Source organism: Achromobacter sp. GW823-FHT04E03 (genome assembly GCF_058796095.1).
Map to the genome: position 1 here is coordinate 905987 of NZ_JBXAIJ010000001.1, position 22018 is coordinate 928004.

The 22018-nt window shown below is 66.6% G+C and carries 21 protein-coding genes; 6 read left to right on the top strand and 15 right to left on the bottom strand.

From position 1 onward, the window contains the following. The 12 genes from AC1RHV_RS04170 to AC1RHV_RS04225 form a co-directional block, all read right to left on the bottom strand. Positions 1–723, bottom strand: a complete 723-nt coding sequence (locus AC1RHV_RS04170; RefSeq protein WP_054454046.1) for an ABC transporter ATP-binding protein — start codon at positions 721–723, stop codon at positions 1–3. Continuing rightward, the gene (locus AC1RHV_RS04175) at positions 704–1693 is read right to left on the bottom strand and encodes a branched-chain amino acid ABC transporter permease (RefSeq protein WP_192491916.1); all 990 of its coding nucleotides are present in this window, start codon (positions 1691–1693) and stop codon (positions 704–706) included. The genes AC1RHV_RS04170 and AC1RHV_RS04175 overlap by 20 nt, the downstream gene beginning before the upstream one ends. A gap of 1 nt (position 1694) precedes the next feature. Continuing rightward, positions 1695–2546 carry a branched-chain amino acid ABC transporter permease gene (locus AC1RHV_RS04180; RefSeq protein ID WP_054454041.1) on the bottom strand — a complete coding sequence of 284 codons (852 nt, stop codon included), beginning with the start codon at positions 2544–2546 and terminating at the stop codon, positions 1695–1697. A gap of 48 nt (positions 2547–2594) precedes the next feature. Then, positions 2595–3842, bottom strand: coding sequence for an ABC transporter substrate-binding protein (locus AC1RHV_RS04185; RefSeq protein WP_492299788.1), 1248 nt, complete (start codon positions 3840–3842; stop codon positions 2595–2597). A 228-nt stretch (positions 3843–4070) separates the two neighbouring features. Then, a complete protein-coding gene (locus AC1RHV_RS04190; protein WP_054454824.1) occupies positions 4071–4877 on the bottom strand; it encodes a putative hydro-lyase in 807 nt (268 codons plus the stop codon). A 107-nt stretch (positions 4878–4984) separates the two neighbouring features. Further along, on the bottom strand, positions 4985–5890 hold the full coding sequence (locus tag AC1RHV_RS04195) for a LysR family transcriptional regulator (protein ID WP_088140712.1): 906 nt from the start codon (positions 5888–5890) through the stop codon (positions 4985–4987). 79 nt (positions 5891–5969) lie between these two features. Then, complete coding sequence (locus AC1RHV_RS04200) at positions 5970–7319, bottom strand: amidase (protein WP_119449676.1); 1350 nt, start codon at positions 7317–7319, stop codon at positions 5970–5972. 83 nt (positions 7320–7402) lie between these two features. Then, positions 7403–8086: a DUF2848 domain-containing protein gene (locus AC1RHV_RS04205; protein ID WP_054454032.1), complete on the bottom strand. Its 684-nt coding sequence runs from the start codon at positions 8084–8086 to the stop codon at positions 7403–7405. Positions 8087–8160: 74 nt separating this feature from the next. Then, positions 8161–9444 (bottom strand): TRAP transporter large permease, encoded by a 1284-nt coding sequence (locus AC1RHV_RS04210; protein WP_492299792.1) that lies wholly within the window; start codon positions 9442–9444, stop codon positions 8161–8163. After that, positions 9441–10061 (bottom strand): TRAP transporter small permease subunit, encoded by a 621-nt coding sequence (locus AC1RHV_RS04215; protein ID WP_054454028.1) that lies wholly within the window; start codon positions 10059–10061, stop codon positions 9441–9443. The genes AC1RHV_RS04210 and AC1RHV_RS04215 overlap by 4 nt, the downstream gene beginning before the upstream one ends. 196 nt (positions 10062–10257) lie before the next feature. Continuing rightward, positions 10258–11304: a TRAP transporter substrate-binding protein gene (locus AC1RHV_RS04220; protein ID WP_054454026.1), complete on the bottom strand. Its 1047-nt coding sequence runs from the start codon at positions 11302–11304 to the stop codon at positions 10258–10260. Positions 11305–11725: 421 nt separating this feature from the next. Next, on the bottom strand, positions 11726–12631 hold the full coding sequence (locus tag AC1RHV_RS04225; RefSeq protein ID WP_054454022.1) for a LysR family transcriptional regulator: 906 nt from the start codon (positions 12629–12631) through the stop codon (positions 11726–11728). 87 nt (positions 12632–12718) lie between these two features. Here AC1RHV_RS04225 and AC1RHV_RS04230 point away from each other — a divergent pair, with 87 nt between their 5' ends. Further along, positions 12719–13678: a DMT family transporter gene (locus AC1RHV_RS04230; RefSeq protein ID WP_054454020.1), complete on the top strand. Its 960-nt coding sequence runs from the start codon at positions 12719–12721 to the stop codon at positions 13676–13678. A 97-nt stretch (positions 13679–13775) separates the two neighbouring features. Beyond that, positions 13776–14966: an enoyl-ACP reductase FabV gene (fabV, locus tag AC1RHV_RS04235; RefSeq protein WP_119449673.1), complete on the top strand. Its 1191-nt coding sequence runs from the start codon at positions 13776–13778 to the stop codon at positions 14964–14966. Between the two features lie 9 nt (positions 14967–14975). Here the strand turns inward: fabV and serB are convergent, their stop codons facing one another. Beyond that, a complete protein-coding gene (gene serB, locus AC1RHV_RS04240; protein ID WP_492299796.1) occupies positions 14976–15689 on the bottom strand; it encodes a phosphoserine phosphatase SerB in 714 nt (237 codons plus the stop codon). Positions 15690–15703: 14 nt separating this feature from the next. Then, positions 15704–16612 carry a LysR substrate-binding domain-containing protein gene (locus tag AC1RHV_RS04245; protein ID WP_346546353.1) on the bottom strand — a complete coding sequence of 303 codons (909 nt, stop codon included), beginning with the start codon at positions 16610–16612 and terminating at the stop codon, positions 15704–15706. Between the two features lie 243 nt (positions 16613–16855). Here AC1RHV_RS04245 and AC1RHV_RS04250 point away from each other — a divergent pair, with 243 nt between their 5' ends. The 3 genes from AC1RHV_RS04250 to AC1RHV_RS04260 are packed head-to-tail and all read left to right on the top strand — an operon-like array spanning position 16856 to position 20598. Next, positions 16856–17932 carry an ABC transporter ATP-binding protein gene (locus AC1RHV_RS04250; RefSeq protein WP_054454012.1) on the top strand — a complete coding sequence of 359 codons (1077 nt, stop codon included), beginning with the start codon at positions 16856–16858 and terminating at the stop codon, positions 17930–17932. A 13-nt stretch (positions 17933–17945) separates the two neighbouring features. Then, on the top strand, positions 17946–19592 hold the full coding sequence (locus AC1RHV_RS04255; protein WP_492299799.1) for an ABC transporter permease: 1647 nt from the start codon (positions 17946–17948) through the stop codon (positions 19590–19592). A 22-nt stretch (positions 19593–19614) separates the two neighbouring features. Continuing rightward, on the top strand, positions 19615–20598 hold the full coding sequence (locus AC1RHV_RS04260) for an ABC transporter substrate-binding protein (protein ID WP_054454008.1): 984 nt from the start codon (positions 19615–19617) through the stop codon (positions 20596–20598). Between the two features lie 93 nt (positions 20599–20691). On the opposite strand, the gene AC1RHV_RS04265 is transcribed toward AC1RHV_RS04260, so the two are convergent. Further along, on the bottom strand, positions 20692–21369 hold the full coding sequence (locus AC1RHV_RS04265) for an ABC transporter ATP-binding protein (RefSeq protein ID WP_054454006.1): 678 nt from the start codon (positions 21367–21369) through the stop codon (positions 20692–20694). Between AC1RHV_RS04265 and AC1RHV_RS04270 the strand changes: the two genes are divergently transcribed. Next, entirely contained in the window at positions 21368–22015 is a 648-nt protein-coding gene (locus AC1RHV_RS04270) for an arylesterase (protein ID WP_054454005.1), read from the top strand. The genes AC1RHV_RS04265 and AC1RHV_RS04270 overlap by 2 nt on opposite strands. The last annotated feature ends 3 nt before the right edge of the window (positions 22016–22018 follow it).

A 22018-nucleotide genomic window follows, 5' to 3' on the forward strand; every position in this document is an offset into this window, starting at 1 on the left:
TCAGGCACGGTGCTTTCTCCCCAGATAGGCTTCGATCACAGCCGGGTCGCGCACGATTTCCTGCGGCGCGCCCTCGGCGATCATCTGGCCAAAGTTCAGCACCAGCACCCTCTGCGCAAGCCGCATGACCACCTCCAGCACATGCTCCACGATGATGAGCGTGACGCCCGACGCGTGGATGCCCCGCAGGATCTCGGACAGGGCGATGGCCTCGGCCGGATTCAGGCCGCCCGCCACTTCGTCCAGCAGCAGCATGCGCGGCTCGGTGGCCAGCGCCCGAGCCAGTTCGACCCGCTTCTGTCCCGCCACATTGAGTTCGGACGCCCTCACGTCGGCGCGCTCGGCCAGGCCCACCAGTTCCAGCACACGGGCCGATTCGCGGCGCGCGTCCTGCAGGCGCGGATGGCGCAACAGCGCGCCGACCATGGCGTTTTCCAACACCGTCATCTGTCCGAAGCTGCGCGGGATCTGATAAGTGCGCACCAGGCCCATGGCAGCCACCTGTTCGGGCCGCCGGCCTATCATCGACTGGCCATCGAAGGTCACCGAGCCTGAGGTGGGCTCGTGATGTCCCACCAGGCCGTTGAACAAGGTGCTCTTGCCCGCCCCGTTCGGGCCGATGATGGCGACGATCTCGCCCGCCTCGACCGACAGCGAGATGTCCTTGTTCGCGACCAGGCCGCCGAATTGCTTGGTCAGGTTCTTAACGTCCAGCAGAGCCACGGCGCCTCCTCAGTGTGACCAGCCCGCCCGGCAGGAACATGGTGACCAACAAAATAGCCAGGCCGAAAACCAGCAGGTCCAGGCCCATGCCCGAACTGCCCCACAGCACGCGCGTGCCCTCGGATAGCGGCAGCAGCACGGCCGCGCCCAGCCACGGGCCGATCAACGTGCCGACCCCGCCCAGGATGGTCACCAGTACGACCTGCACCGACATCGTCAGGTTGAACATGGATTCCGGATCGATGAAGCCCACGTACATGGCGAAGAAGCCGCCCCATACGCCCGTCATGCCCGCCGACATCACGAAAGCCAGCATCTTGTAGCGGTCCGCAGGCACGCCCAGGCTGCGCGAGGCCGCCTCGTCGCCGTTGATGGCGCGCCAATAGAAGCCGGTCTTGGAATGCACCAGGAAGAACGTGGCGCAGAAGGTCAGGAAGGCCAGGCCCACCGCGATCCAGTAGTACGGCACCTTGCTGCGGAACAGCAGCATCCAGGCGGCGTCGCCGATGGGCGCCTCCAGGCCGACCGCGCCGCCCGCCCATTCCCAGTTGATCATCAGCAGCAGGCCGATCTGCAGCAGCGCGATGGTGGCCATGGCGAAATAGTGGCCGGACAGCCGCAGCGTAGGTCCGCCCACCAGCCAGGCCAGTCCGGCGCTGATCAGTCCGCCCAGCGGGATGCCCAAGAGCGGCGTGAGCTTCAGGTGGTGCAGGAGCAGCAAGGTGGTGTAGCCCCCTACCCCCACGAACACACTGTGCCCGAAGGAGATCCGCCCCAGGAAGCCGCCCACGAGGTTCCAGCACGCGCCCAGCGCGCCGAACATGATGGCCAGCAGCAGCACCTGCAGGGTGAAGGCGTCCTTTACCACCAGCGGCACCAGGGCCATCAGGATGGCGGCCACGGCCGCGGCCAGGACCGGCCATTTGGGCACGCCGGCGGACGCGGGATCGATGTTGTCTGTCTTGTTCATCTCACCACCGCCCGAACAGGCCGCGCGGCCGATACCAGAGAACCAGGATGAACAGGATGAAGACGCTCACCGTCTTCAAGGCCGGCGCGACGAAGTAACCCGTCATGGCTTCGATGATCCCGATCAGGATGCCCGCGATGAAGGCGCCCGGCAGCGAGCCGAAGCCGCCCATGCACACGGCCACGAAAGCCAGCAGGCCGAACACGGTGCCCACCGAGGGGAACACATAGAAGAAGGTGGTCAGCAAGGCGCCAGCCAGCCCCACCGCCGCGCTGCCCAGCATCCAGACCTGGGCGTTGACCCGGTCCGGCGAAATGCCCACCAGCGCCGCCACCTGGCGGTCTTCCGCCACGGCCTGCAAGGCATGGCCCCAGCGCGTGCGGTACACCAGGATGAACAGCGCGACCACCACCACCAGCGCGATCAGGCCCGTGACCACCTGGGGCCTGCCCAGCGAGATGCCGGCAACCGTGACGCTGCCCGACACCAGCGTGTCCGGCAGGCTGCGGTAGTCGGGGCTGAAGGCGATGAAGGCGATCTGGCGCAGCACCAGCCCGAGACCGAAGGTGGCCAGGATGACCGCCATCGCCGGCCCCTTTTGCAGGCGGCGGATGATGAGCGCATAGGTCAGGAAGCCGACGAAGGCGAGCAGGACCGCCACCAGCGGCGCCGACAGCGTGGGATCGATGTGGCCCAGCGTGTAGAGCCAATAGGCGGCATACATGCCCAGCATCAGGAACTCGCCATGGGCGAAGTTGATGACGTCGGTGATGCCCCATATCAGCGCCAGCCCCACCGCCACCGCGGCATAGATCAGGCCGTTGAACAGGCCTGCCGAGAGAGCTTCGAACATGGAGTGCTCCTCGCGGCGGGCCCCGCGGCCCGCCGCGTCAGACTATGTTTACTTCCAGGTGAACGGCAGCGTGGGCAGGTTCTTGTCCGTACGGTATTTTTCCGGCCATACGGTCTGGTAGGCGGCGCCCTTGAGCTCCAGGATCAGGCCCGAACCCTTGGTGTTCTGGCCCTTGGCGTCGAACTGCACGCCGGCCCAGGGCATCGCGACCTGCGCCTCGCCCAGATCGGTGGCGGCCAGCGCCTTGCGGATCGCCTCGGGGTCCGTCGAGCCGGCCCGGTTGATCGCGTCGGCCAGCACCAGCACCCCTTGCATCGAACGCGCGTTGTTGCCGTTCAGATCCTTGCCCGTCTTGGCCTTGTACATGTCGTTGATCTTCTTCAGCCCGGCCTTGGATGCGGCCACGTCATTGCCCCAGACGTCGCGCGTCAGCACGCCCTGGACCTGCGGCCCCACTTCCTGCACGAAGCGCGAATCGATGAAGCCGGCGTCGTTGGCCAGCAGCACCGGCGGCGCGTACTTGCTTTCGCGCATGGTGCGCACGAACAGCATGGCGTCCGACGTATAGCTGGCGAAGATCGCCACGTCCGGCTTGGCGGCGGCGAGTTTCTGCACTTCCGCCGTCACCGAGGCCGAGCCCGCGCTATAGGCGATGTTGGCGACCAGTTGGCGCTTGTACTGCTTGGCGAACTTTTCGACCGCCTTGTAGGTGTTCACGCCGAAGTCGGTGTTCTCGTACACCACGGCGATCTTGGCGGTCGGCACGGCCTTCACGCCGTCCAGGAACTGCATCATGTTCTCGACGAAGGTATCGTCATTGGGCGAGGTGCGGAAGAACCACTTGTAGCCGCGCTCGGTCAGGTCCGGGCTGCTGGATTCGCCGTTTACATAGGGAATGCCGCGCTGCTCGGCGATGCGGCTGGCGGTCTTGGTCACGGCGGACTGGTAGGCGCCGGTCAGGGCCACGACCTTTTCCTGGTCTATCAGGCGTTGGGCATCGGCCAGGCCCACTTCGGGCTTGCCCTGGGAATCGCCGAACACCACTTCGATCTTGGCGCCTCCCAGCGCCGGCAGCCCGCTGCCCGCGGCCAGCGGTATGCCTTCCAGTTCGGGATGCGGATTGTTGATGATTTCGACCGCCAGTTCGACGGCCGCCTTGATTTCAGACCCCGTTGACGCCAAGGCGCCCGATAGCGGATAGATCGCGCCGATGCGCACGGCCTGTTGCGCCTGCGCGGGAACGGCGCACATCAGCGTCAGGCTCGCGGCGACACCCGCGATGAGCTTCATCTTCATAACTGGACTCCTGGATTGGACCGGCTGGGTATGAAAGCAATGCATGGCCGCGTTCGCGGCGGCACGAGACCGTCCGGCAAGCTGGAAGGCCCCAGATTCAAAGCGGTTGTCGCCATTTCCCCTTGTCCTTTAATGGATCGTTTTGGTGGCACAACTGGTATTGCAGCGCGAGTACGACTTCTAACCGCTACCCGCTTACGCGCTGCTGAGAAAGCGGATCGCAGGCGGTCAGAACACCGCCATCCGGCTATTGATGAGGTCCGTGACCAGCATGTGGCCCGGCGCGTGGGTAATGCAGAACTCCGGCCGCACGGCTGCGACCACCGACTGCGGCGTCACGCCGCAGGCCCAGAACACAGGCATCTCGCCTTCGCGTATCTCCACCGGATCACCATAGTCCGGGCGGTTGACGTCGGCAATCCCGATCAACGCGGGGTCGCCGATATGCACCGGCGCGCCGTGGACCGAGGGAAAACGCGAAGTGACCTGGATGGCGCGGATGGCGTCCGCGGCCTTCAGGGGACGCATGGATACGACCAAGGGGCCGCCGAACACGCCCGCGGCATGGGTCGGGATGCTGGTGCGGTACATGGGCACGTTGCAGCCCTGCTCGATGTGGCGCACAGGCAGGCCGTTGTCCAGCATCGCTTCCTCGAAGGAGAACGAGCAGCCGATCAGGAACGACACCAGATCGTCGCGCCACAGGTCGCGCACGTCGGTGGGCTCGGCCACCAGCTCGCCGTTCTGCCAGACGCGATAACGCGGGATGTCGCTACGGATGTCGATGTCCTGGCCCAGTTCCGGCACAGCGGGATCGCCCGGTTCGGACATGGCGAGCAAGGGACAGGGCTTGGGATTGCGTTGACAGAAATGCAGGAAATCCGCCGCCAGCGCGCGCGGCAGGATCGCCAGGTTGGCCTGTACATGGCCGGGCGCCAGGTTGGCGGTGGGGCCGGTGAGCTTGCCGCTGCGCGCATCCAGGCGCGCCTGGCGGGCCAATTCCACGCTAGTGCGCGCGGCAGGGTTCGTATGCATGTCCATCCCTTCAATGACGATTCAAGTATGGGGACATTGCACAGGAACCGCGCAGCAGCGTCCAATCACAAGTTGCGATAGACCCCGATCAAAATTACTTATCAGGGTTATGCCGGATGGCGCAGCGCCTCTTCGCGCGCAATCTGCTGCGCTGCTTCGGCCACCGCGCGCGGAATCTGGCTGTCCGGCCCCTGCATCCAGCAGGCGGTGTAGTGCAGCGGCGGCAAGGCCGGCGCCTTCACGTCCAGGATGCGCAATTCGCCTTGCGCGAGCTCCTTGTGCAGGATGACGGGCGCGATGACCGCGGTGCCGATGCCGTCCTGCGCCATCCGCACGATGACGCTGAGCGCCGAACTGCCGTACATGCGCGGCGCCTCCACGCCGGCCTGCTGCAGCAGCTGGCGCACGGCGCGGTGCGGGTCGGTGGTGGACGGATACGTGATGACGGGCCATTCGGCCAGCCGCTTCAAGGGGATGGGCTGGCGCCCCACCTTGAGCTTGGGACTGGCCACCCAGCTCAGCGGGTAGTTGCAGAGATACAGGTTTTCGATGCGCGGCTCTTCCATCGGCCCGAGCAGGAACGCCAAGTCGATCTGGCGCGAGGCGAGCTGCGTCTTCAGCACGGTGGTCGTATCCACCTGGATCTCGACCATCAGCGCCGGATAGACGTCGTGCAGATACTCCATCAGGGTCGGCAGCCAGGTATGGACGATGGTTTCCGATACCCCCAGCCGCAACATGCCGCTCATGACGCTCTTGGCGCGCGCGGCCTCCTGCATGTCGCGCCGCATCTGCAGCATGCGCTCGGCGTGCGACAGCAGTTCGCGTCCCTTGCCCGTCAGCTTGATACCGCGCGCATCGCGGTCGAACAGGCGCACGCCCAGATCGGATTCCAGCGACGCGATGCGCTGGGAAATGGCGGGCTGGGTGGCGTTCAGCTTTTCGGCGGCCGCCCGGAAACCGCCCAGGGTAGCGACCCAGAAGAACGTTTCGATATTGCGCAGATCGATCATGGCGGCGGCATCCGGCTATGCAGCCGCCATCTTAGCGCCCGGGGCGGGCCCGGCGGCTGCCGCCCGCCCCCGCTGCGCGTCACTGGCCGGCGTAGAGCGCTTCCACCGCCAGGCCGATGCTCAGGATGCGGCGGTCGGCGCCGTTGCTGCCCGCGATCATCAGGCCCACCGGCGCCGTGCCTGCGGCATGGCAAGGCAGCGACAGCGCGCAGCCATCCAGGAAATTGATCAGCGTCGGATTGCGCAGGATCAGGCCATTGGCGGCGTAGTAGGCCTCGTCCGAGGCCTGCAGGTCGGCCACCGCCGGCGCCACGATGGGCGTGGTCGGCATGATCAGGGCGTCGTAGCCGGCGATGCGGCGGTCCACTGCCGCGACCCAGGCTTCGCGCGCATCCAGCAGGTCCAGGTAGTCGGCCGCGCTCATGTCCTTGCCACGCATGATGCGCGACACCACGCGCGGGTCATAGCGCTTGCCGGCGCGGGCGATCAAGTCGCGGTGCCAGGCCCAGGCCTCGGCGGCGGTGAAGCCGCCCTTGGCGTTGATGGCGGCCAGTTCGGCGAATTCCGGAATCGCAATCTCTTCGACCAGGGCGCCGGCGGCCTTCAGGCGGCTGACGGCGACTGCAAAGCTGTCGGCGACATGCTTGTCCATGGCGTCCAGGGCCAACGTGGTCGGGATGGCCAGGCGCAGGCCGTGCAGCACGGCCGCTTCCGGCACCGGGCCGCCGTCCCCGGACAGGATCGCGTCCAGCTCGGCGCAGCAACGCACGCTGGCGGCGATCGGGCCGATGGAGTCCAGGTTGGCCGACAGCGGCAGCACGCCTTCCATGGACACGCGCCAGGCGCTGGGCTTGAAGCCCGTCAGGCCGCACAGCGCGGCTGGAATGCGCACGGAACCGCCGGTGTCCGAGCCGATGGCCGCGGCCGACATGCCGTCGGCAACCGACACCGCGGCGCCCGAGGACGAGCCGCCCGGGATGCGGCCGGTGGCGCGGTCGTAGGGGTTCAGGGGCGTGCCGTAATGGGGATTGATGCCCAGGCCCGAATAGGCAAATTCGGTCATGTTGGTGCGGCCGATGATGACCGCGCCTGCGGCGATCAGGCGGCGCACGACTTCGGCGTCGGCGTCGGCCGCCGGTTCGCCCTCGCGGGCCACCGAGCCCGCCATCGTCGTTTCGCCTTCGACGTCGAAGAGATCCTTGATGCTGATGGGCAGGCCCTCGATCGCGGAGCGGACGATGCCGGCGGCGCGCAGCGTGTCGGAGGCTTGCGCCTGCGCCAATGCCGATTCGGCGTACAGGCGGGTGAACGCGCGGGCGCCCTCGCCCGCTTCGTCCTGCGCGCGGGCCAGCGCCGCCTGCGTCAGTTCCACGGAGGTGCTGCGGCCCTCTTGCAGGGCCTGGGTCAGATCATTCAAAGTCGGAACCATAGTCATCCTAGTGCCGTCTTGCGGCTTGAGTGCAAACGGGCGCGCCAGCGGGCCCGCCTCGCGATCAGCGCCTGGGGCCTGAATCAGGCCACCACGGGGAGCGTCTCGACATGATAGCGGTGGCGCAGGCTGCGCTGGCGCCGCGGATCGTGCAACTCCATGGTGAAGTCGGCCGCGGCGCGGATGCCGCCGATCGCGCCCACCGTGCCGCAGGTCATGCCCGCGCCGGCCGGCAGCACCGTGGCGCCGCCGGTATAGCCTGCGATCAGGTCCTGCGGCGTGCGCAGCGACGCCAGCGGGCCTTCCTGGTACAGCACTTCCACGCCGTTCTCGACGATGTAGGAACGGATGATGAGCTCGTCCCAGTAGTCCGCCACGTCGGCCAGACGCCAGGCGCTCGTGGCCACGGGCTTGACGCAGACCTGCTTGGACATCGCCACGCTGTAGGTTTCCAGCTTGCGGTCGGTATGGTCGGACGCGATGCTGACGTACATTTCGCCGTCCACGGAGAACACGAAGGTCTCGACTTCTCCCGACGAATCTTCGCCCAGCGCCTGCACGGTTTCCTTCTGGGTCAGCTGGTTGTCGGCGATGCGGTAGTACAGCGGCACGCTGCTGGGGCGCGGCACGCCGATAGCGGCGAGTTCTTCGATGTGGTGCTCGATCGCGGCCATGTCGCGTCCGGCCCAGCCGGCGACGATCAGGGTGTTGAACTCCACTTCCACCTGGCGGGGTTGCGAGTCTTCGATCTGGAATACGGCTTTCATATCTGTCCTGCTGAGAATAAGGGGGTGAAGGACGCGGCGGCTCGCCGCGCCCCGGAATGTCTAGGGAATGAAGGTCAGCCGAACACGCGCGGCAGCCATAGCGCCACGTCCGGCCAGAAGGCCAGCAACACCAGCATCACGAACATGGCGGCCACGAACGGCAGGCTGCCCATGATGACCGCGCTCATGGAACCGCTCTTGCGCAGGCTCTGCACCACGAACAGGTTCAGGCCCACGGGCGGCGTGATCAAGGCGGCTTCGACCAGGATGATGATGACGATGCCCAGCCAGATGGGATCGAACCCCAGGCCGATCATGATGGGCGCCACGATGGGGATGGTCGTGATCATCATGGACAGCGTTTCCATGAAGCAGCCCAGCACCAGGTAGAAAATCACCACGATCAGCAGCATCCAGCCGGGCGACAGGCCCAGGCCCGTGATCGACTTGGTCAGCGCATCGGTCAGGCCGGTCGCGGACATGACGAAGTTCAGGAAGCTGGCCGCCACCACGATCAGCATGATCATGGCCGTGGAGCGCATGGTGCCTTCCATGACCTCGCGCAGCATCGACCACGACAGGCGGCGGAACCAGGCCGCCAGGATGAACGCGCCCAGCACGCCCAGCGCGGCCGCCTCGGTCGGCGTGGCCAGGCCGGCGTAGATGGAACCCACCACCAGGAAGAAGATCCCCATGGGCGGCGCCAGATGCACCAGGCTGGCAAAGCGCTGGCCCCAGGTCGCCTGGATCTTCTTGCCGCCCCAGGACGGCTTGGCGACGCAGGCGATGACCACCGTCAGCATGAACAGCGCGGCCATCGCGAAACCCGGGATGATGCCGGCCAGGTAGAGCTTGGGCACCGAGGAATTCGTCAGCACGCCATAGATGACCAGGTTGATCGAAGGCGGGATCAGGATGCCCAGCGTGCCGCCGGCGGCCAGGCTGCCCAGGAAGAGCGGCTCGTTGTAGCCGTACTTGCGGATCTGCGGGATCGCCACGGTGCCGACCGTCGCGGCAGTCGCCACGCTGGAGCCCGAGGTGGCCGAGAACAGCGTCGACGCGCCGATGTTGGCGTGCATCAGTCCGCCCGGCAGCCACGACAGCCAAAGGCTCATCGCGCCATACATGCGTTCGGCGAAGCCCGCGCGCAGCAGCACCTCGCCCAGCATGATGAACAGCGGGATCGCCACCAGCAGGAATTCGTTGTTGGTGCTCCAGGAAACTTCGCCGATGGCGCGCGTCAGCGGCAGCATGGAGAACAGCGGGTCCAGGATCAGGCCCAGCACGCCCAGCGCCGCGCCCACCGGAATGGACAGGCCGATCAGCACCAGAAGCAGTATCAATGCGGTGGAAATCATGCTGCCTCTCCCTTCACCATGCGCTCGCCGGCGGCGGCTTCCTCGTCGGCTTCTTCCTGCGCCGAACGCACGCCGCAAATGCTCCTGACCAGTTCGATGTCGCCCGTGACCAGCGCGGCGGAAGCGCGCGCCAGCATCAGCGCGACGGTGATGCACATCCAGCCCAGGCCGAGCAGCCACAGGCCCTGCGGAATCCACAACGGCGTGGCCAGCGGCGTATTGGCCGCGGATTTCTGCGCCCAGGAGGTCTGCACCACCTCCGACGCGTAGTAAGTCAGGTACACCATGAAGACCGCCAGGGCCACCATGGAAATCCAGTCCAGCACGGCCGCAACGCGCACCGGCATGTACTGGTAGACCACGTCCACGCGCACATTGGCGCGCTGCAACGTGGCGAACGCCAGCGCCCAGGACGTGCTGATGGCGAAGGCATAACTGGACAGCTCGTCCGCGCCGCCGGTCGTGAAGCCCAGGAACTTGCGGGCCAGCACATCGAACGAGATCAGCAGCACGCTGGCCACCGTCAGCGCGCCGCCGGCCCACACGGCCAAGCGCGAAAAGCTCTCGGCGCGCCGCAATAGCCCGCCCAGCAGGCGGAAGTGTTCAGATTGAGTCATGAGTAAAACCTTTGCAGGGCCAGGCACACATCGCCGCCCCAGCTATGTCGAGAACCGCCCTATCGGGACGCCCCACGGAGCCAGCTCTCCCGATCCATCGCCCCCCTCCCCAAATCGGGATGCCGCGGATCCGGCTCCGCCGGTCCGCAGGCATGCCCCCCTGGGGGGGAAGCGCGGTAGCGCTTCGGGGGGGAGACTACTTCTTCGCCACCACGCCCAGCGTCTTGCCGATGGTGGCGTTGAAGTCCTTCACGCACTGGGCCGAGCAGCGCGCGGCCCACTTCGGCAGCACGGCTTCTTCGGTGACCTTCTTCAGCAGCGCGCGGTCAGCGTCCGAAGGCTGGACCAGGACCATCTTGCCCTTGACCGGGAACGGGCAAGCGGCAGCGCCCGTGTTGCAGTCATAGCCTTCCTGCGTCTGGCGCGCGGCGGCGTCCCAGATGTTGTCGACCAGCGTCTTCACATTGGTCTGCAGGAAAGTGCGCACGTTGGGGTCCAGCTTGTCCCAGGCCTTCTGGTTCACGGCGTGGATCTGCTGGTTCCAGTTGATCGGCAGCGCGACCAGGTGGGTCGACACTTCGTACCACTTGGCCGAATAGCCGGACAGCGAACCCGTGATGGCGCAATCCACCACCTTGTTCTGCAGCGCCGGCACCACTTCGCCGAAGGCCATGGTCACGCTGGAGCCGCCCAGCGCTTCGACGAACTCGGCGGTGGTGCGGCTGCTGGTGCGGACCTTCTTGCCCTTGATGTCGGCCAGGCCCTTGATTTCGGCGTTGCAGAACAGCACCTGCGCGGGATAGGTGGAAATGCCCAGCAGCTTGACGTTGCTGCCCTCGCCATACAGCTTGGCGTAGACCGGTTCGAACGCGTCGGTGACGGCGCGCGCGGTCTTGACGTCGGGCGCCAGGCCGGCCAGGTCGATCGCTTCGTTGATGGGATTGTCGCTGGCGAAGTACGCCAGGGTGGCGGTGCCGAATTCGACCACGCCCTGCGACATCAGGCGCAGCAATTCGGGGCCCTTCAAGCCCATTTCGTTGAAGCCCTTGATGTCGGCCGTGACCTGGCCCTTGGACAGCTCGGGGATGGTCTTGGTCCAGAACGGCTTTTCGTAATCGTTGTAGGCGGTCAGGTTGCTCAGGCCGCCCACGACTTTCAACTGGGTCTTGGGGAGGTCCTGGGCCTGGACGGCGCCGGCCAACAGGCTGGCGGCGACGGCGGCGAAAACTAGCGACTTCTTCATGGACAAAACTCCTGGCTGGCGGGATGGTATGCCGCGCGCCGGATCCCGTTATCCTGGCGGCGCGCGGTGGCAATCGAAGAGTCTGGAGATCAGCCGCGCAGCGGCGCGCGTCGCGCCTGCGCGGCATGGCTTGCCGCCCGGTTCCGGGAATGGGACATACGCTGGTTCATGCTTTCCCCCGCTCTATGCATCCAGGCGATCGTTATTGATGTGGCGCCATTGCAGCGTCAGGGGCGCGGAGCGTCCAATCGTATGTTGCGATACGGGGGTATAAATTTTTCTTTGGTCTCGTGCGGCAAGCGCCCCGCGTTTCGCGCAAACGACGCGGTGGCGCGGCTTGGCGGGCAGTTGGGCGCGTCGCAACGTGGCCGCGTCGCACGGCCGCTACGGCCGGCGGCGCAGCCCCTGCTGGGGTAAACACCTAGAGCGGAATCCCGTCCGCAGCCTGCTCGGCCACCTTCTGCGCCATCTGCGCGATGACCCGTACCGCGTGACTATCCGGCCCCTGCACCCAGGTAGCCGTGAAGCTCAGTTCCGGCAAAGGATCCGCCTCCACGCGCAGGATGCGCAATTCGCCGCGCGCCAGCTCCTTGCCCAGGAACACCGGCGCGATGACGCTGGTGCCGATGGCGTCCTGCGTCATCCGCACCACCATCGACATCGACGCACTGCCATACATGCGCGGCGACGTCACGCCGGCGCGAGTCAGCATGTCGCGCACCACGCGGTAAGGCGCGCTGTTGGAGGGATAGGTGATGATGGGCAGCTTGCCTATCCGCTCCAATGTCAGCGGCTCCGGCCCCAGATCCAACAGGGGGCTGGCGACCCAAGCCAGCGGATAGGTGCATAGGGGCAGGTTTTCCACACGCGCCTCGAGCACCGGCCCCATCAGGAAGGCCAGATCGATCTGGCGCGACATCAGGTGCGAGCGCAGCACATGCGTCGTGTCCACCTCTATTTCCAGCACCAGCGCCGGATAGTTCGAATGGATCAGCTCGATCAGCGTGGGCAGCCAGGTCTGCACGATGGTCTCGGCCACGCCGATGCGCACGGTGCCGCTCATGACGTTTTGCTCGCGCGCGGCTTCGAACATGTCGCGCCGCACCTGCAGCATGCGTTCGGCATGCGACAGCAGTTCATGCCCCTTGGCGGTCAGCTTCACGCCGCGCGCCTCGCGCTCGAACAGGAGCACGCCCAGGTCGGCCTCCAGCGAGGCGATGCGCTGCGATACCGCAGGCTGGGTGGTGTTGAGTTTCTCCGACGCGGCGCGAAAACTGCCCAGCGTGGCCACCCAAAAAAAAGTTTCGATGTTGCGTAGTTCTATCATGAGCCTGTTCCCCCGGCGCGATGAGCGTATCATGGCAGCCGCCCGGTACCTGCAAACCGGCGTTTCAGCCAACAAAGGAGTTTGTCGATGACCCCGGCCGATGACGGTCGCACGCGCCGCGCAGCGCCCGCTTCCAGCGGCCCGATGATGGGGGTGCTGTTGCTGGTGCTGTCGATGTGGACACTGTCGTGCCTGGATGCCAGCGGCAAGTGGGTCATGAATGCGGGCGTGCCGCTGCTGGTGCTGTCGTGGTTCCGCTATGCCGTGCACCTGGCGCTGGTGCTGGCCCTGGTGCTGCCCGCGCGCGGCCTGGGCGTTTTTCGCAGCAAGAAGCCGCGCGAACAGATCCTGCGCGGCGGCTCGATGTTCCTGGCCACGCTGATGTTCTTCACCACGCTGAGCTACATCCCGCAGGCCGAGGCCACCGCCATCAACTTCCTGGCGCCGCTGCTGGTGCTGTCCGCCGCGCCCTGGGTCCTCAAGGAACCCGCCCGCCTGTCGCGCTTCGTGGCCGCCGGCATCGCGTTCATCGGCGTGATCATCGTGATCCGCCCGGGCGGCGGCCTGGATCCGGTGGGCACGGTGTTCGGCCTGCTCACGGCCTGTTGCTTCGCCGTGCAGTTCATCGCCACGCGGCGCGTGGCGGGCGACGACCCGTTTACCTCGCTGATCTGGAGCGGCGCCGTCGGCACGCTTTGCCTGACCCTGTCCCTGCCCTTCATCCTGCCGCCTGCCCTGCCCGTGCTCAAGGCCCTGGCGCCGCTGGACTGGGTTGTGCTGATCTCCACCGGCATCACCGGCGGCCTGGGCCATCTGTTCCAGATCGCCGCCTACCGCCGCGCGCCCGCTTCCACCCTGGCGCCCTTCGTCTACCTGCAGATCATCAGCGCCACCTCGGTCGGCTGGCTGGTCTGGGGCCACTTCCCGGACCCGCTGACCTGGCTGGGCATCGCCATCATCTGCGCCAGCGGCATAGGCATCGGCCTGATCGAATGGCGCCGCAGCCGCGCCCAGGCCGCGCCGCTGGCCGGGGCCGACGCACGCTGAGCCGGCAGCGCGCAGGCGCCGCCTCCCGTACAATGCGGGTCGCTTTTTGCGCTTTCGCGCATGGGCGATCCAGGCATTTCCCCGAATCGAGGCTCCCATGATCATCAAGCCCCGCGTGCGCGGTTTCATCTGCGTCACCACCCATCCGGCCGGCTGCGCCGCCAACGTCCGCAACCAGATCGACTACGTCCGCGCCCAGGGGCCGATAGCTGGCGGGCCGAAACGCGTACTGGTGCTGGGCGCATCGACCGGCTATGGCCTGGCGGCGCGGATCAGCGCGGCCTTTGGCTGTGGCGCGCAGACGCTGGGCGTGTTCTTCGAGCGGCCGGGCGACGCCGCCAAGGCCGGCACGCCGGGCTGGTACAACACGGCGGAGTTCCACGAGCAGGCCCACGCCGCCGGACTCTATGCCAAGAGCGTCAACGGCGACGCCTTCTCCGACGAAATCAAGCGCAAGACCATAGACCTCATCAAACAGGATCTGGGCCAGGTCGATCAGGTGATCTACAGCCTGGCCGCGCCGCGCCGCACGCACCCGAAAACCGGCGAAGTCTTCAATTCGACCCTCAAGCCCATCGGCCAGGCGGTCAACCTGCGCGGCCTGGACACCGACCGCGAAGTGGTCAAGGAATCCGTGCTGGAACCCGCCACCCAGGCCGAGATCGACGCGACTGTCGCCGTCATGGGCGGCGAAGACTGGCAGATGTGGATAGACGCGCTGCTGGAAGCCGGCGTGCTGGCCGAAGGCGCCACCACCACGGCCTTCACCTACCTGGGCGAGAAGATCACCCACGACATCTACTGGAATGGCTCGATCGGCGCCGCCAAAAAGGATCTGGACCAGAAGGTGCTGGAGATCCGCGCCAAGCTGGCCGCGCGCGGCGGCGACGCCCGCGTGTCGGTGCTCAAGGCGGTGGTGACGCAGGCCAGCTCGGCGATCCCCATGATGCCGCTCTACCTGTCGCTGCTGTTCAAGACCATGAAGGAGGCCGGCACGCACGAGGGCTGCATCGAACAGGTCTATGGCCTGTACCGCGACAGCCTGTGCGGCAAGACGCCGATCCTGGACCAGGACGGACGCCTGCGCGCCGACTACAAGGAACTGGATCCCGAGGTGCAGGCCCGCGTGCAGGCGCTGTGGGGCCAGGTCACCAACGACAACATCTACCAGCTGACGGACTTCGCGGGCTACAAGCAGGACTTCCTGCGCCTGTTCGGCTTCGAAATCGAAGGCGTCGACTATGAAGCCGACACCGATCCGGCCGTGGAAATCCGCGGGCTGGCTTGAGCCCCGGCGCTAGCGCGCCATCAGCTCCAGCAGGCGGTCCAGGCCGCCTTCGTCGATTGCGACATTGACCTCCTCGCGCACGGCCGGTTTGGCGCGGTAGCCCACCGACAGGCCCGCCGCGCGCATCATCGGCAGGTCGTTGGCGCCGTCGCCCACGGCGATGGCGCGCTCCGGCCCCACGCCCAGCACCGCGCACACTTCCAGCAGCTTGCGGCGCTTTTCCTCGCCATCGCAGATGTCGCCCCAGGCTTGCGGCAGCAGCCGGCCGGTCAGGCGTCCGTCCACGATTTCCAGCACATTGGCGCGCACGTCGTCCAGCCCCAGTCGCACCCGCAGCCGGTCGGTGAAGCAGGTAAAGCCGCCAGTCACCAGCAGGCAGGTCAGGCCCGCGGCCTTGCACGCCGCGATCAGCGTTTCGGCGCCCGGATTGATGCGCACACGCTGTTCATAGACCTCGTCCAGCGCCGCTTCCGGCATGCCTGCCAGCAGCGCCACGCGCTCGCGCAGGCTCTGCTTGTAGTCCTTGATCTCGCCGCGCATGGCGGCTTCCGTCAGCGCCGCCACCTCGGCCTTCTTGCCCATCAGGTCCGCCATTTCGTCCAGCGTCTCGATCGAGATCAGCGTGGAGTCCATGTCGAAGGCGATGAGCTTGTAGTCCGCGAGCGCCAGCGGAGGCGCAATGCCGCGCCAGGAAAGGCCGGGTGTCGTAGAGGCGGAATGCATGGGGGATCCTTGGTCTATGCGGTGTGTGTGGGGTCGCGCCCTTGCTCGCGCAACCACTCGATGAACAATAGCGCCGACGCGGCGGCCGGGCCGTCCTGGCGGTACAGCGCGTGGATGCCGGCGTTCGGCAGCTGCGGGCCGTCGAACAGCGGGCGCAGGCGATCGGCGCGGATGTCGTCTTCCAGCAGGCACCAGGGTGCCAAGGCGATGCCCAGGTCGTTCATGGCAGCCTGCATGCACAGGAACTGGTGGTCGAACACCGGCCCCGGCAATTGCGCAGGCACGTCCACCTTGGCCAGCGCGAACCAGCGCGGCCAGTGGTCCATGCCGCCCGCGATCTTCAGCAGCGGATGCCCCAGGCAATCCGCGGGCGCGGTCAGGCGGTTGCGCTCGATGAAGCGCGGCGATGCCACCGGCACGTGGAAGTCGTCCAGGCAGTGCACGCAGGCCAGGTCCGAATGCGCCATGTAGCCGTGGCGGATCAGCACGTCGCTGCCCGTGTCGCCGCCGCGGTCCAGGAACGACCGCCCTTGCGTGGTGAGCTGCACGTCCACGCCCGGATGCCGCGCCTGGAACGCCGACAGGCGCGGGATCAGCCACTTCATGGTCAGCGACGGCGTGGCGCAGACGCGTAGCACGCCGCCGTAGGCGGGCGATTTCAGCTTGGCGGTCGCGGCCGCGATGCGTTCCAGGCTGGCCTGGATTTCCGGAAAGTAGGCCTGGGCGCAAGGCAGCAGCGCCACGCCGCGCGCCTCCCGCGCGAACAGAGGCTGCCCCACGTACTCTTCGAGTATGCGGATCTGCTGGCTGACCGCGCTATGCGTGATGCTCAGTTCGTCGGCGGCCGCGGTGAAGCTGCGCAGACGCGCCGCGGCTTCGAACACGCGCAAGGCCTTCAGCGGCGGCAGGCTCTGCCCCGCCATCTCAGTTGCGGCCCGCCCGCGCGCCGGCCCGGCGCCGCGCTGTGCTGCTCTTTCCCACGTTTTCCCTTGTCGTCTATTTTTTGTCGGCGCTGCTTGCGCGCGCCTGTCCTATCCAGCCGCATTCTAGGTGATAGCCCGCGCGCCGACCTCTTAGAAAAACTAACGACTACCCTTAAAAAACACCGCTGGTCGGGCGCCCACCGCGTTTCTATGATGCCCGCAACCTCAGGCAGGAAGCGAAACATGGCATCAATCACCGTAGACGGCATCGTCAAGACTTTCGGCGGGCAGCAAGTGCTGCGCAATCTGTCGCTGCACATCCCCGACGGCGCGTTCTACACGCTGCTGGGCCCCAGCGGCTGCGGCAAGACCACGCTGCTGCGCTGCATTGCGGGCTTCTATGCTCCCGACGGCGGACGCCTGCTGTTCGACCAGGACGACGTGACCCACGTGTCCGCGCACCGCCGCGATATCGGCATGGTGTTCCAGGACTATGCGCTGTTCCCCGACAAGACCGCGTTCGACAACGTGGCCTACGGCCTGCGCGCCCGCGGCGTGGCGCGCGCCGAGATCACGCGGCGCGTGAACGAGGCGCTGGACAAGGTCGGGCTGCTGACGCTGGCCGAACGCTATCCGGCGCAGATGAGCGGCGGGCAGCGCCAGCGCGTGGCGCTGGCGCGCGCGCTGGTGATCCGGCCGCGCGTGCTGTTGATGGATGAGCCGCTGTCCAACCTGGACGCCAAGATGCGCCTGCAGATGCGCGACGTGATCCTGGACCTGGTGCGCGAGGCCGGCATCACGACCGTGTTCGTCACGCACGACCAGGAAGAAGCGCTGGCGATGTCCGACCGCATCGCCATCATGGACCGCGGCGACATCGCCCAGCTGGGCACGCCGGAAGAACTCTACGGCACGCCGGTAAACGCCTACGTCGCGGACTTCATCGGTTCGGCCAACGTGATCCCCGTGCCCGCCCGCAACGGCCAGGCCGGCGCCCCCGCCGGCCATGTGCGCTACGAGATCTGCGGCCTGGGCTTTGACGGCGTGCAAGGCAGCGACCAGCTGGACGGCAAGGGTGTGCTGATCGCGCGCCCCGAAGAGCTGGCCCTGATGGCGCCCGCTCCCTACGTGCCCAATACCTTGCCGGGCAAGGTGCTGCGACGCCAATACCTGGGCTTCAAGACCGCATACCGCATTGCGCTGGACAACGGCTCCGAGATCCGCGTCGAGCTGCATGCCGGCAACATGGTGGCGCAGTTCCAGCCCGGCGAAGCCGTGCAGGTGCTGATTCCCGCCGACAGCCGCGTCGTCAACGCCTGAGGACGCGCCGACCATGAAAATCAAATGGTGGCCCTGGGGCGTCCTGACGGCAATCAGCCTGGCCCTGCTACTGTTCTTCGTGCTCTACCCGCTGGCCGTGCTATTCAGCAACAGCGTCACCGGGCAGGATGGCGGTTTCACGCTGGAGGGCTTCAAGGCCCTGCTGGCCGACTCCCAATACGTCGAGGCCTTCGGCAATACCCTGATCCTGGGCCTGGCGGTCACGGCCTGCACGGTGCTGGTGGGCGTGCCCTTCGCCTACATGGTGGCGCGCTTCGACTTTCCGCTGAAGAACCTGGTGGCGATCCTGCCGGTGCTGACCATCGTGATCCCCGAGATCATCGTGGGCCAGTCCTGGCTGCTGATCCTGGGCAATAACGGCATCCTGACCAACCTGCTGGGCGACGCCGGCATTTCGCTGCCCTCGTTCTACGGCTGGACCGGCATGCTGTTCTCCATGACGCTGGTCTACTACACCTACATCTACCTGGGCGTGCTGGCGGCGCTGCGCGGCTTCGACGGCCAGCTGGAAGAAGCGGGCCTGAGCCTGGGCACGCCGCCGTTGCTGACCAAGCTGCGCGTCCTGGTGCCGGTGTTGCTGCCGGCGGTGCTGGTCAACGCGCTGGTGGTGTTCACGCTGGTGGTGGGCAACTTCGCGCTGGCCATGCTGCTGGGCAGCCGCGTGCCGCTGCTGTCGGTCATGACGTACAACACCTTTGTCAGCGAAATGGGCGGCAGCCCGACGCTGCAGAGCGCGATGTCGGTGGTGTCCATTGCCATCGTCGCCATCGTGCTGTTCTTCCAGAAACGCGTGGTCGAACGCAAGGTCTACACCATGACGCAGGGGCGCGCGCCGGCCGCTACCCGCGTGCGCTCCTGGACCGCCCTGCTCTACACCAGCGGTGTGGGCCTGATCATCTTCATTTCGCTGCTGCCGCTGATCGTGGTCTTCATCGCTGCCTTCACCAAGACCAGCGGCCCGGTCATGCAATGGGGCCAATGGTCGCTGGCCAGCATGCAGCGCGCGCTGCATGGCGCGCCGGAACCCATCCTGAACTCGCTCAAGTTCGCCTCGCTGGCCACGGTGCTGGGCGTGGCCTTCGCGGTGCTGGTCAGCTATCTGACGATCAAGAAGCGCAGCGCCTCGACCCAGGTGCTGGACTACATCGTGGTGCTGCCCCTGACCATTTCCGGCACGGTGCTGGGCATCGCACTGGTGCAGACCTTCAACACCGGCTGGCTGGTGCTGGCGGGCACGTCGGGAATCATGGTGCTGTGCTACACGGTGCGGCGCCTGCCCTTCGCGGTGCGCAACGCCTCGTCGGTGCTGTTCAACATCCCCGAGTCGATCGAGGAAGCGTCGATCAGCCTGGGCGTGTCGCCGCTCATGACCTTCTTCAAGGTGATCCTGCCCGCCATGAAGGCATCCATCATCTCGGCAGCCATCCTGATGTGGCTCACCACCATTTCCGAGCTGTCGGCCTCCATCGTCGCCTACAGCGGCGGCCTGGAGACCATGCCTATCGCCATCTTCCGCCAGGTCGACGGCGGCAGGCTGGGCATGGCGTCGGCCTATGGCGCGGCGCTGGTCACGGTCATCGTGCTGCCCATCATCGTGTCGGTCAAGGCGTTCCGCATCAAGCTGTTCTCCGGTAAATAACCCACTTGCACAGAGGCTAACCATGCAATTCAAGCACCTACTTCAGTACAGCGTCCTGGCCGCCGCCCTGGCTACTGGCGCCGCCCAGGCCCAGAACGTCGTGCTCTATTCGTCCAACAACACGGAGACGATCGAAACCGCGCTGGACGCGGTGAAGCAGAAGTCGCCGAAATTGAACGTGCAGCCCGTCACCGGCGGCACCGGGACGATGATGAAGCGCATCGAGGCCGAGGCGCAGAATCCGCGCGGCGACCTGTTCTGGAGTGGCGGCTTCGGCACGCTGGGCGCCTACCGCCAGCATCTGCAGCCCTACCGCCCGGCCGACCTGGACAAGATCCCCGCCGAGTTCCGCGGTCCGGACGATCTGTGGGTGGGCACCAACGTGCACGTCATGGTGATGATGGTCAACGAGCGCCAGCTCAAGGGCCTGCCCGCGCCGGCCACCTGGTCCGACCTGATGCAGCCGCAGTGGAAGAACAAGTTCGCCATCACCGACCCGTCCAAGAGCGGCACGGCCTACATGCTGGTGTATGGCCTCTTCAAGCAATTCGGCCAGGAAGGCCTGGACAAGATCGCCGCCAACGCGGTGGTCACGGCATCGTCCGGCACCACCTACAAGGGCGTGGCCGCGGGAGAGTATGCCGTGGGCATGACGCTGGAATACGCCGCGCAGGAATACGTGGCCGGCGGCCAGAAGGAAATCAAGCTGGTCTACCCGACCGAGGGCAGCTACCTGGCGCCGGAAGGCATGTTCATCATCAAGGGCGCGAAGAACATGGACGCGGCCAAGGCCTTGTATGACGGCCTCTTGAGCAAGGAGTCGCAGGAAGCGCAACTGGTGAAGAACTTCCGCCGCCCGACGCGCACGGACGTGGCCGTGGCCAGCCTGACCACCCTGCCCGACCTGAAGACCATCAAGATCTTCCCGGTCAGCCAGGATGCCGCGGCAAAGGAGTATGAAGCGGTGGTCGCCGCCTGGAACCAGGCGGTCGCGAAATCCAAGTAAGAGGGTAAGGCCCTCACGCCGCGCCCCTCCGGGGCTCGCAGCCCCCCCGAGGGGCTGGTCCAACTTGGAAGCCCGGCGGTGGGGCCGGCGGCATCAGGCGCCGTTGACCATCCGCCCCGCCGCCAGCACCAGCTGACGCCCGCAACGGGCGGCCAGCTGCGGATCGTGGGTCACCAGCACCAGCGTGGTGCCGTGCTCGCGGTGCAGGTCGAACATCAGGTCGATGACCGTCACCCCTGTGGCGGCGTCCAGGCTGCCGGTGGGCTCGTCCGCGAACAGCAGGTCCGGCTGCACCACGAAGGCGCGCGCCAGCGACACGCGTTGCTGCTCGCCGCCCGACAGGGTGCGCGGGTAGTGATGCAGGCGCTTGCCCAGCCCCACCCGCTCCAACATGGCCTGGGCCGCGTCCCGCGCCGATTGCCCGGCCAGCTCCAACGGCAGCATCACGTTTTCCAGCGCCGTCAGGTTGGGCAGCAGCTGGAATGACTGGAATACGAAACCCACATGATTGGCCCGCAAACGCGCGCGGCCGTCCTCGTCCAGCGAGAACAGGTCCTGCCCGGCCAGGCGCACGCTGCCCGCGCTGGGAACATCCAGGCCTGCCAGCAGTCCCAACAAGGTGGACTTGCCCGACCCCGAACTGCCGGTGATGGCCACGGCGCTGCCCGCCTCGACCGTAAAATCTATACCTTCCAGGATGGAGAGCGTGCCGCCGGCATCTGCCACCTGCTTGCCCAGCCCTTTCACCTCGATCGAATTCTTGTTATCCATGCGCCTATTTTCCCGTCTGCTACTCATGACCGCCATGGCGACCGCCGTCGTGGCGCCCGCCCACGCTCAGACCGCTGCCGCGGCCCAGGGTTCCGCACCCCGCACGGTGTTGGTCCTGGGCGACAGCCTGTCGGCCGAATACGGCATCAAGCGCGGCACCGGTTGGGTGCCGCTACTTTCGGCCCGCGTAGCGGAACAATACCCCAAGTACCAAGTCGTCAATGCCAGCATCAGCGGCGACACGACCAGCGGCGGCGTGGCCCGCCTGCCCGCGCTGCTGCGCCAGCATGCGCCGGCCGTGGTGGTGCTGGAGCTGGGCTCGAACGACGCGTTGCGCGGCCTGCCGCTGACCATGACCGAGCAGAACCTGCGCACCATGGCCCAGGCCGCCCGCAAGGCCGAGGCGCAGGTCCTGATCGTCGGCATGCAGATACCGCCGAATTACGGCCGGGACTACACCCAGCGTTTCGCGCAGGTGTTCCCCACGGTCGCCAAAGACGAAAACGCCCGGCTCGTGCCCTTCCTGATGGAAGGTATCGCAACGAACCGGGCGATGTTCCAGGCTGACGGCATCCATCCGAACGAGGATGCCCAGCCTTTGCTACTGGACAACGTGTGGCCGACGCTGCGGCCACTGTTGAACTGATCC

Bases quoted from the DNA above. Each gene is read 5' to 3' on its own strand.
- AC1RHV_RS04185 (WP_492299788.1), bottom strand. From the start codon at position 3,842: ATGAAGATGAAGCTCATCGCGGGTGTCGCCGCGAGCCTGACGCTGATG.
- AC1RHV_RS04225 (WP_054454022.1), bottom strand. From the start codon at position 12,631: ATGATAGAACTACGCAACATCGAAACTTTTTTTTGGGTGGCCACGCTG.
- AC1RHV_RS04215 (WP_054454028.1), bottom strand. From the start codon at position 10,061: ATGACTCAATCTGAACACTTCCGCCTGCTGGGCGGGCTATTGCGGCGC.
- AC1RHV_RS04260 (WP_054454008.1), top strand. From the start codon at position 19,615: ATGCAATTCAAGCACCTACTTCAGTACAGCGTCCTGGCCGCCGCCCTG.
- AC1RHV_RS04210 (WP_492299792.1), bottom strand. From the start codon at position 9,444: ATGATTTCCACCGCATTGATACTGCTTCTGGTGCTGATCGGCCTGTCC.
- serB (WP_492299796.1), bottom strand. From the start codon at position 15,689: ATGCATTCCGCCTCTACGACACCCGGCCTTTCCTGGCGCGGCATTGCG.
- AC1RHV_RS04175 (WP_192491916.1), bottom strand. From the start codon at position 1,693: ATGAACAAGACAGACAACATCGATCCCGCGTCCGCCGGCGTGCCCAAA.
- AC1RHV_RS04180 (WP_054454041.1), bottom strand. From the start codon at position 2,546: ATGTTCGAAGCTCTCTCGGCAGGCCTGTTCAACGGCCTGATCTATGCC.
- AC1RHV_RS04195 (WP_088140712.1), bottom strand. From the start codon at position 5,890: ATGATCGATCTGCGCAATATCGAAACGTTCTTCTGGGTCGCTACCCTG.
- AC1RHV_RS04200 (WP_119449676.1), bottom strand. From the start codon at position 7,319: ATGGTTCCGACTTTGAATGATCTGACCCAGGCCCTGCAAGAGGGCCGC.
- AC1RHV_RS04190 (WP_054454824.1), bottom strand. From the start codon at position 4,877: ATGCATACGAACCCTGCCGCGCGCACTAGCGTGGAATTGGCCCGCCAG.
- AC1RHV_RS04220 (WP_054454026.1), bottom strand. From the start codon at position 11,304: ATGAAGAAGTCGCTAGTTTTCGCCGCCGTCGCCGCCAGCCTGTTGGCC.
- AC1RHV_RS04265 (WP_054454006.1), bottom strand. From the start codon at position 21,369: ATGGATAACAAGAATTCGATCGAGGTGAAAGGGCTGGGCAAGCAGGTG.
- AC1RHV_RS04245 (WP_346546353.1), bottom strand. From the start codon at position 16,612: ATGGCGGGGCAGAGCCTGCCGCCGCTGAAGGCCTTGCGCGTGTTCGAA.
- fabV (WP_119449673.1), top strand. From the start codon at position 13,776: ATGATCATCAAGCCCCGCGTGCGCGGTTTCATCTGCGTCACCACCCAT.
- AC1RHV_RS04230 (WP_054454020.1), top strand. From the start codon at position 12,719: ATGACCCCGGCCGATGACGGTCGCACGCGCCGCGCAGCGCCCGCTTCC.
- AC1RHV_RS04255 (WP_492299799.1), top strand. From the start codon at position 17,946: ATGAAAATCAAATGGTGGCCCTGGGGCGTCCTGACGGCAATCAGCCTG.
- AC1RHV_RS04205 (WP_054454032.1), bottom strand. From the start codon at position 8,086: ATGAAAGCCGTATTCCAGATCGAAGACTCGCAACCCCGCCAGGTGGAA.
- AC1RHV_RS04250 (WP_054454012.1), top strand. From the start codon at position 16,856: ATGGCATCAATCACCGTAGACGGCATCGTCAAGACTTTCGGCGGGCAG.
- AC1RHV_RS04270 (WP_054454005.1), top strand. From the start codon at position 21,368: ATGCGCCTATTTTCCCGTCTGCTACTCATGACCGCCATGGCGACCGCC.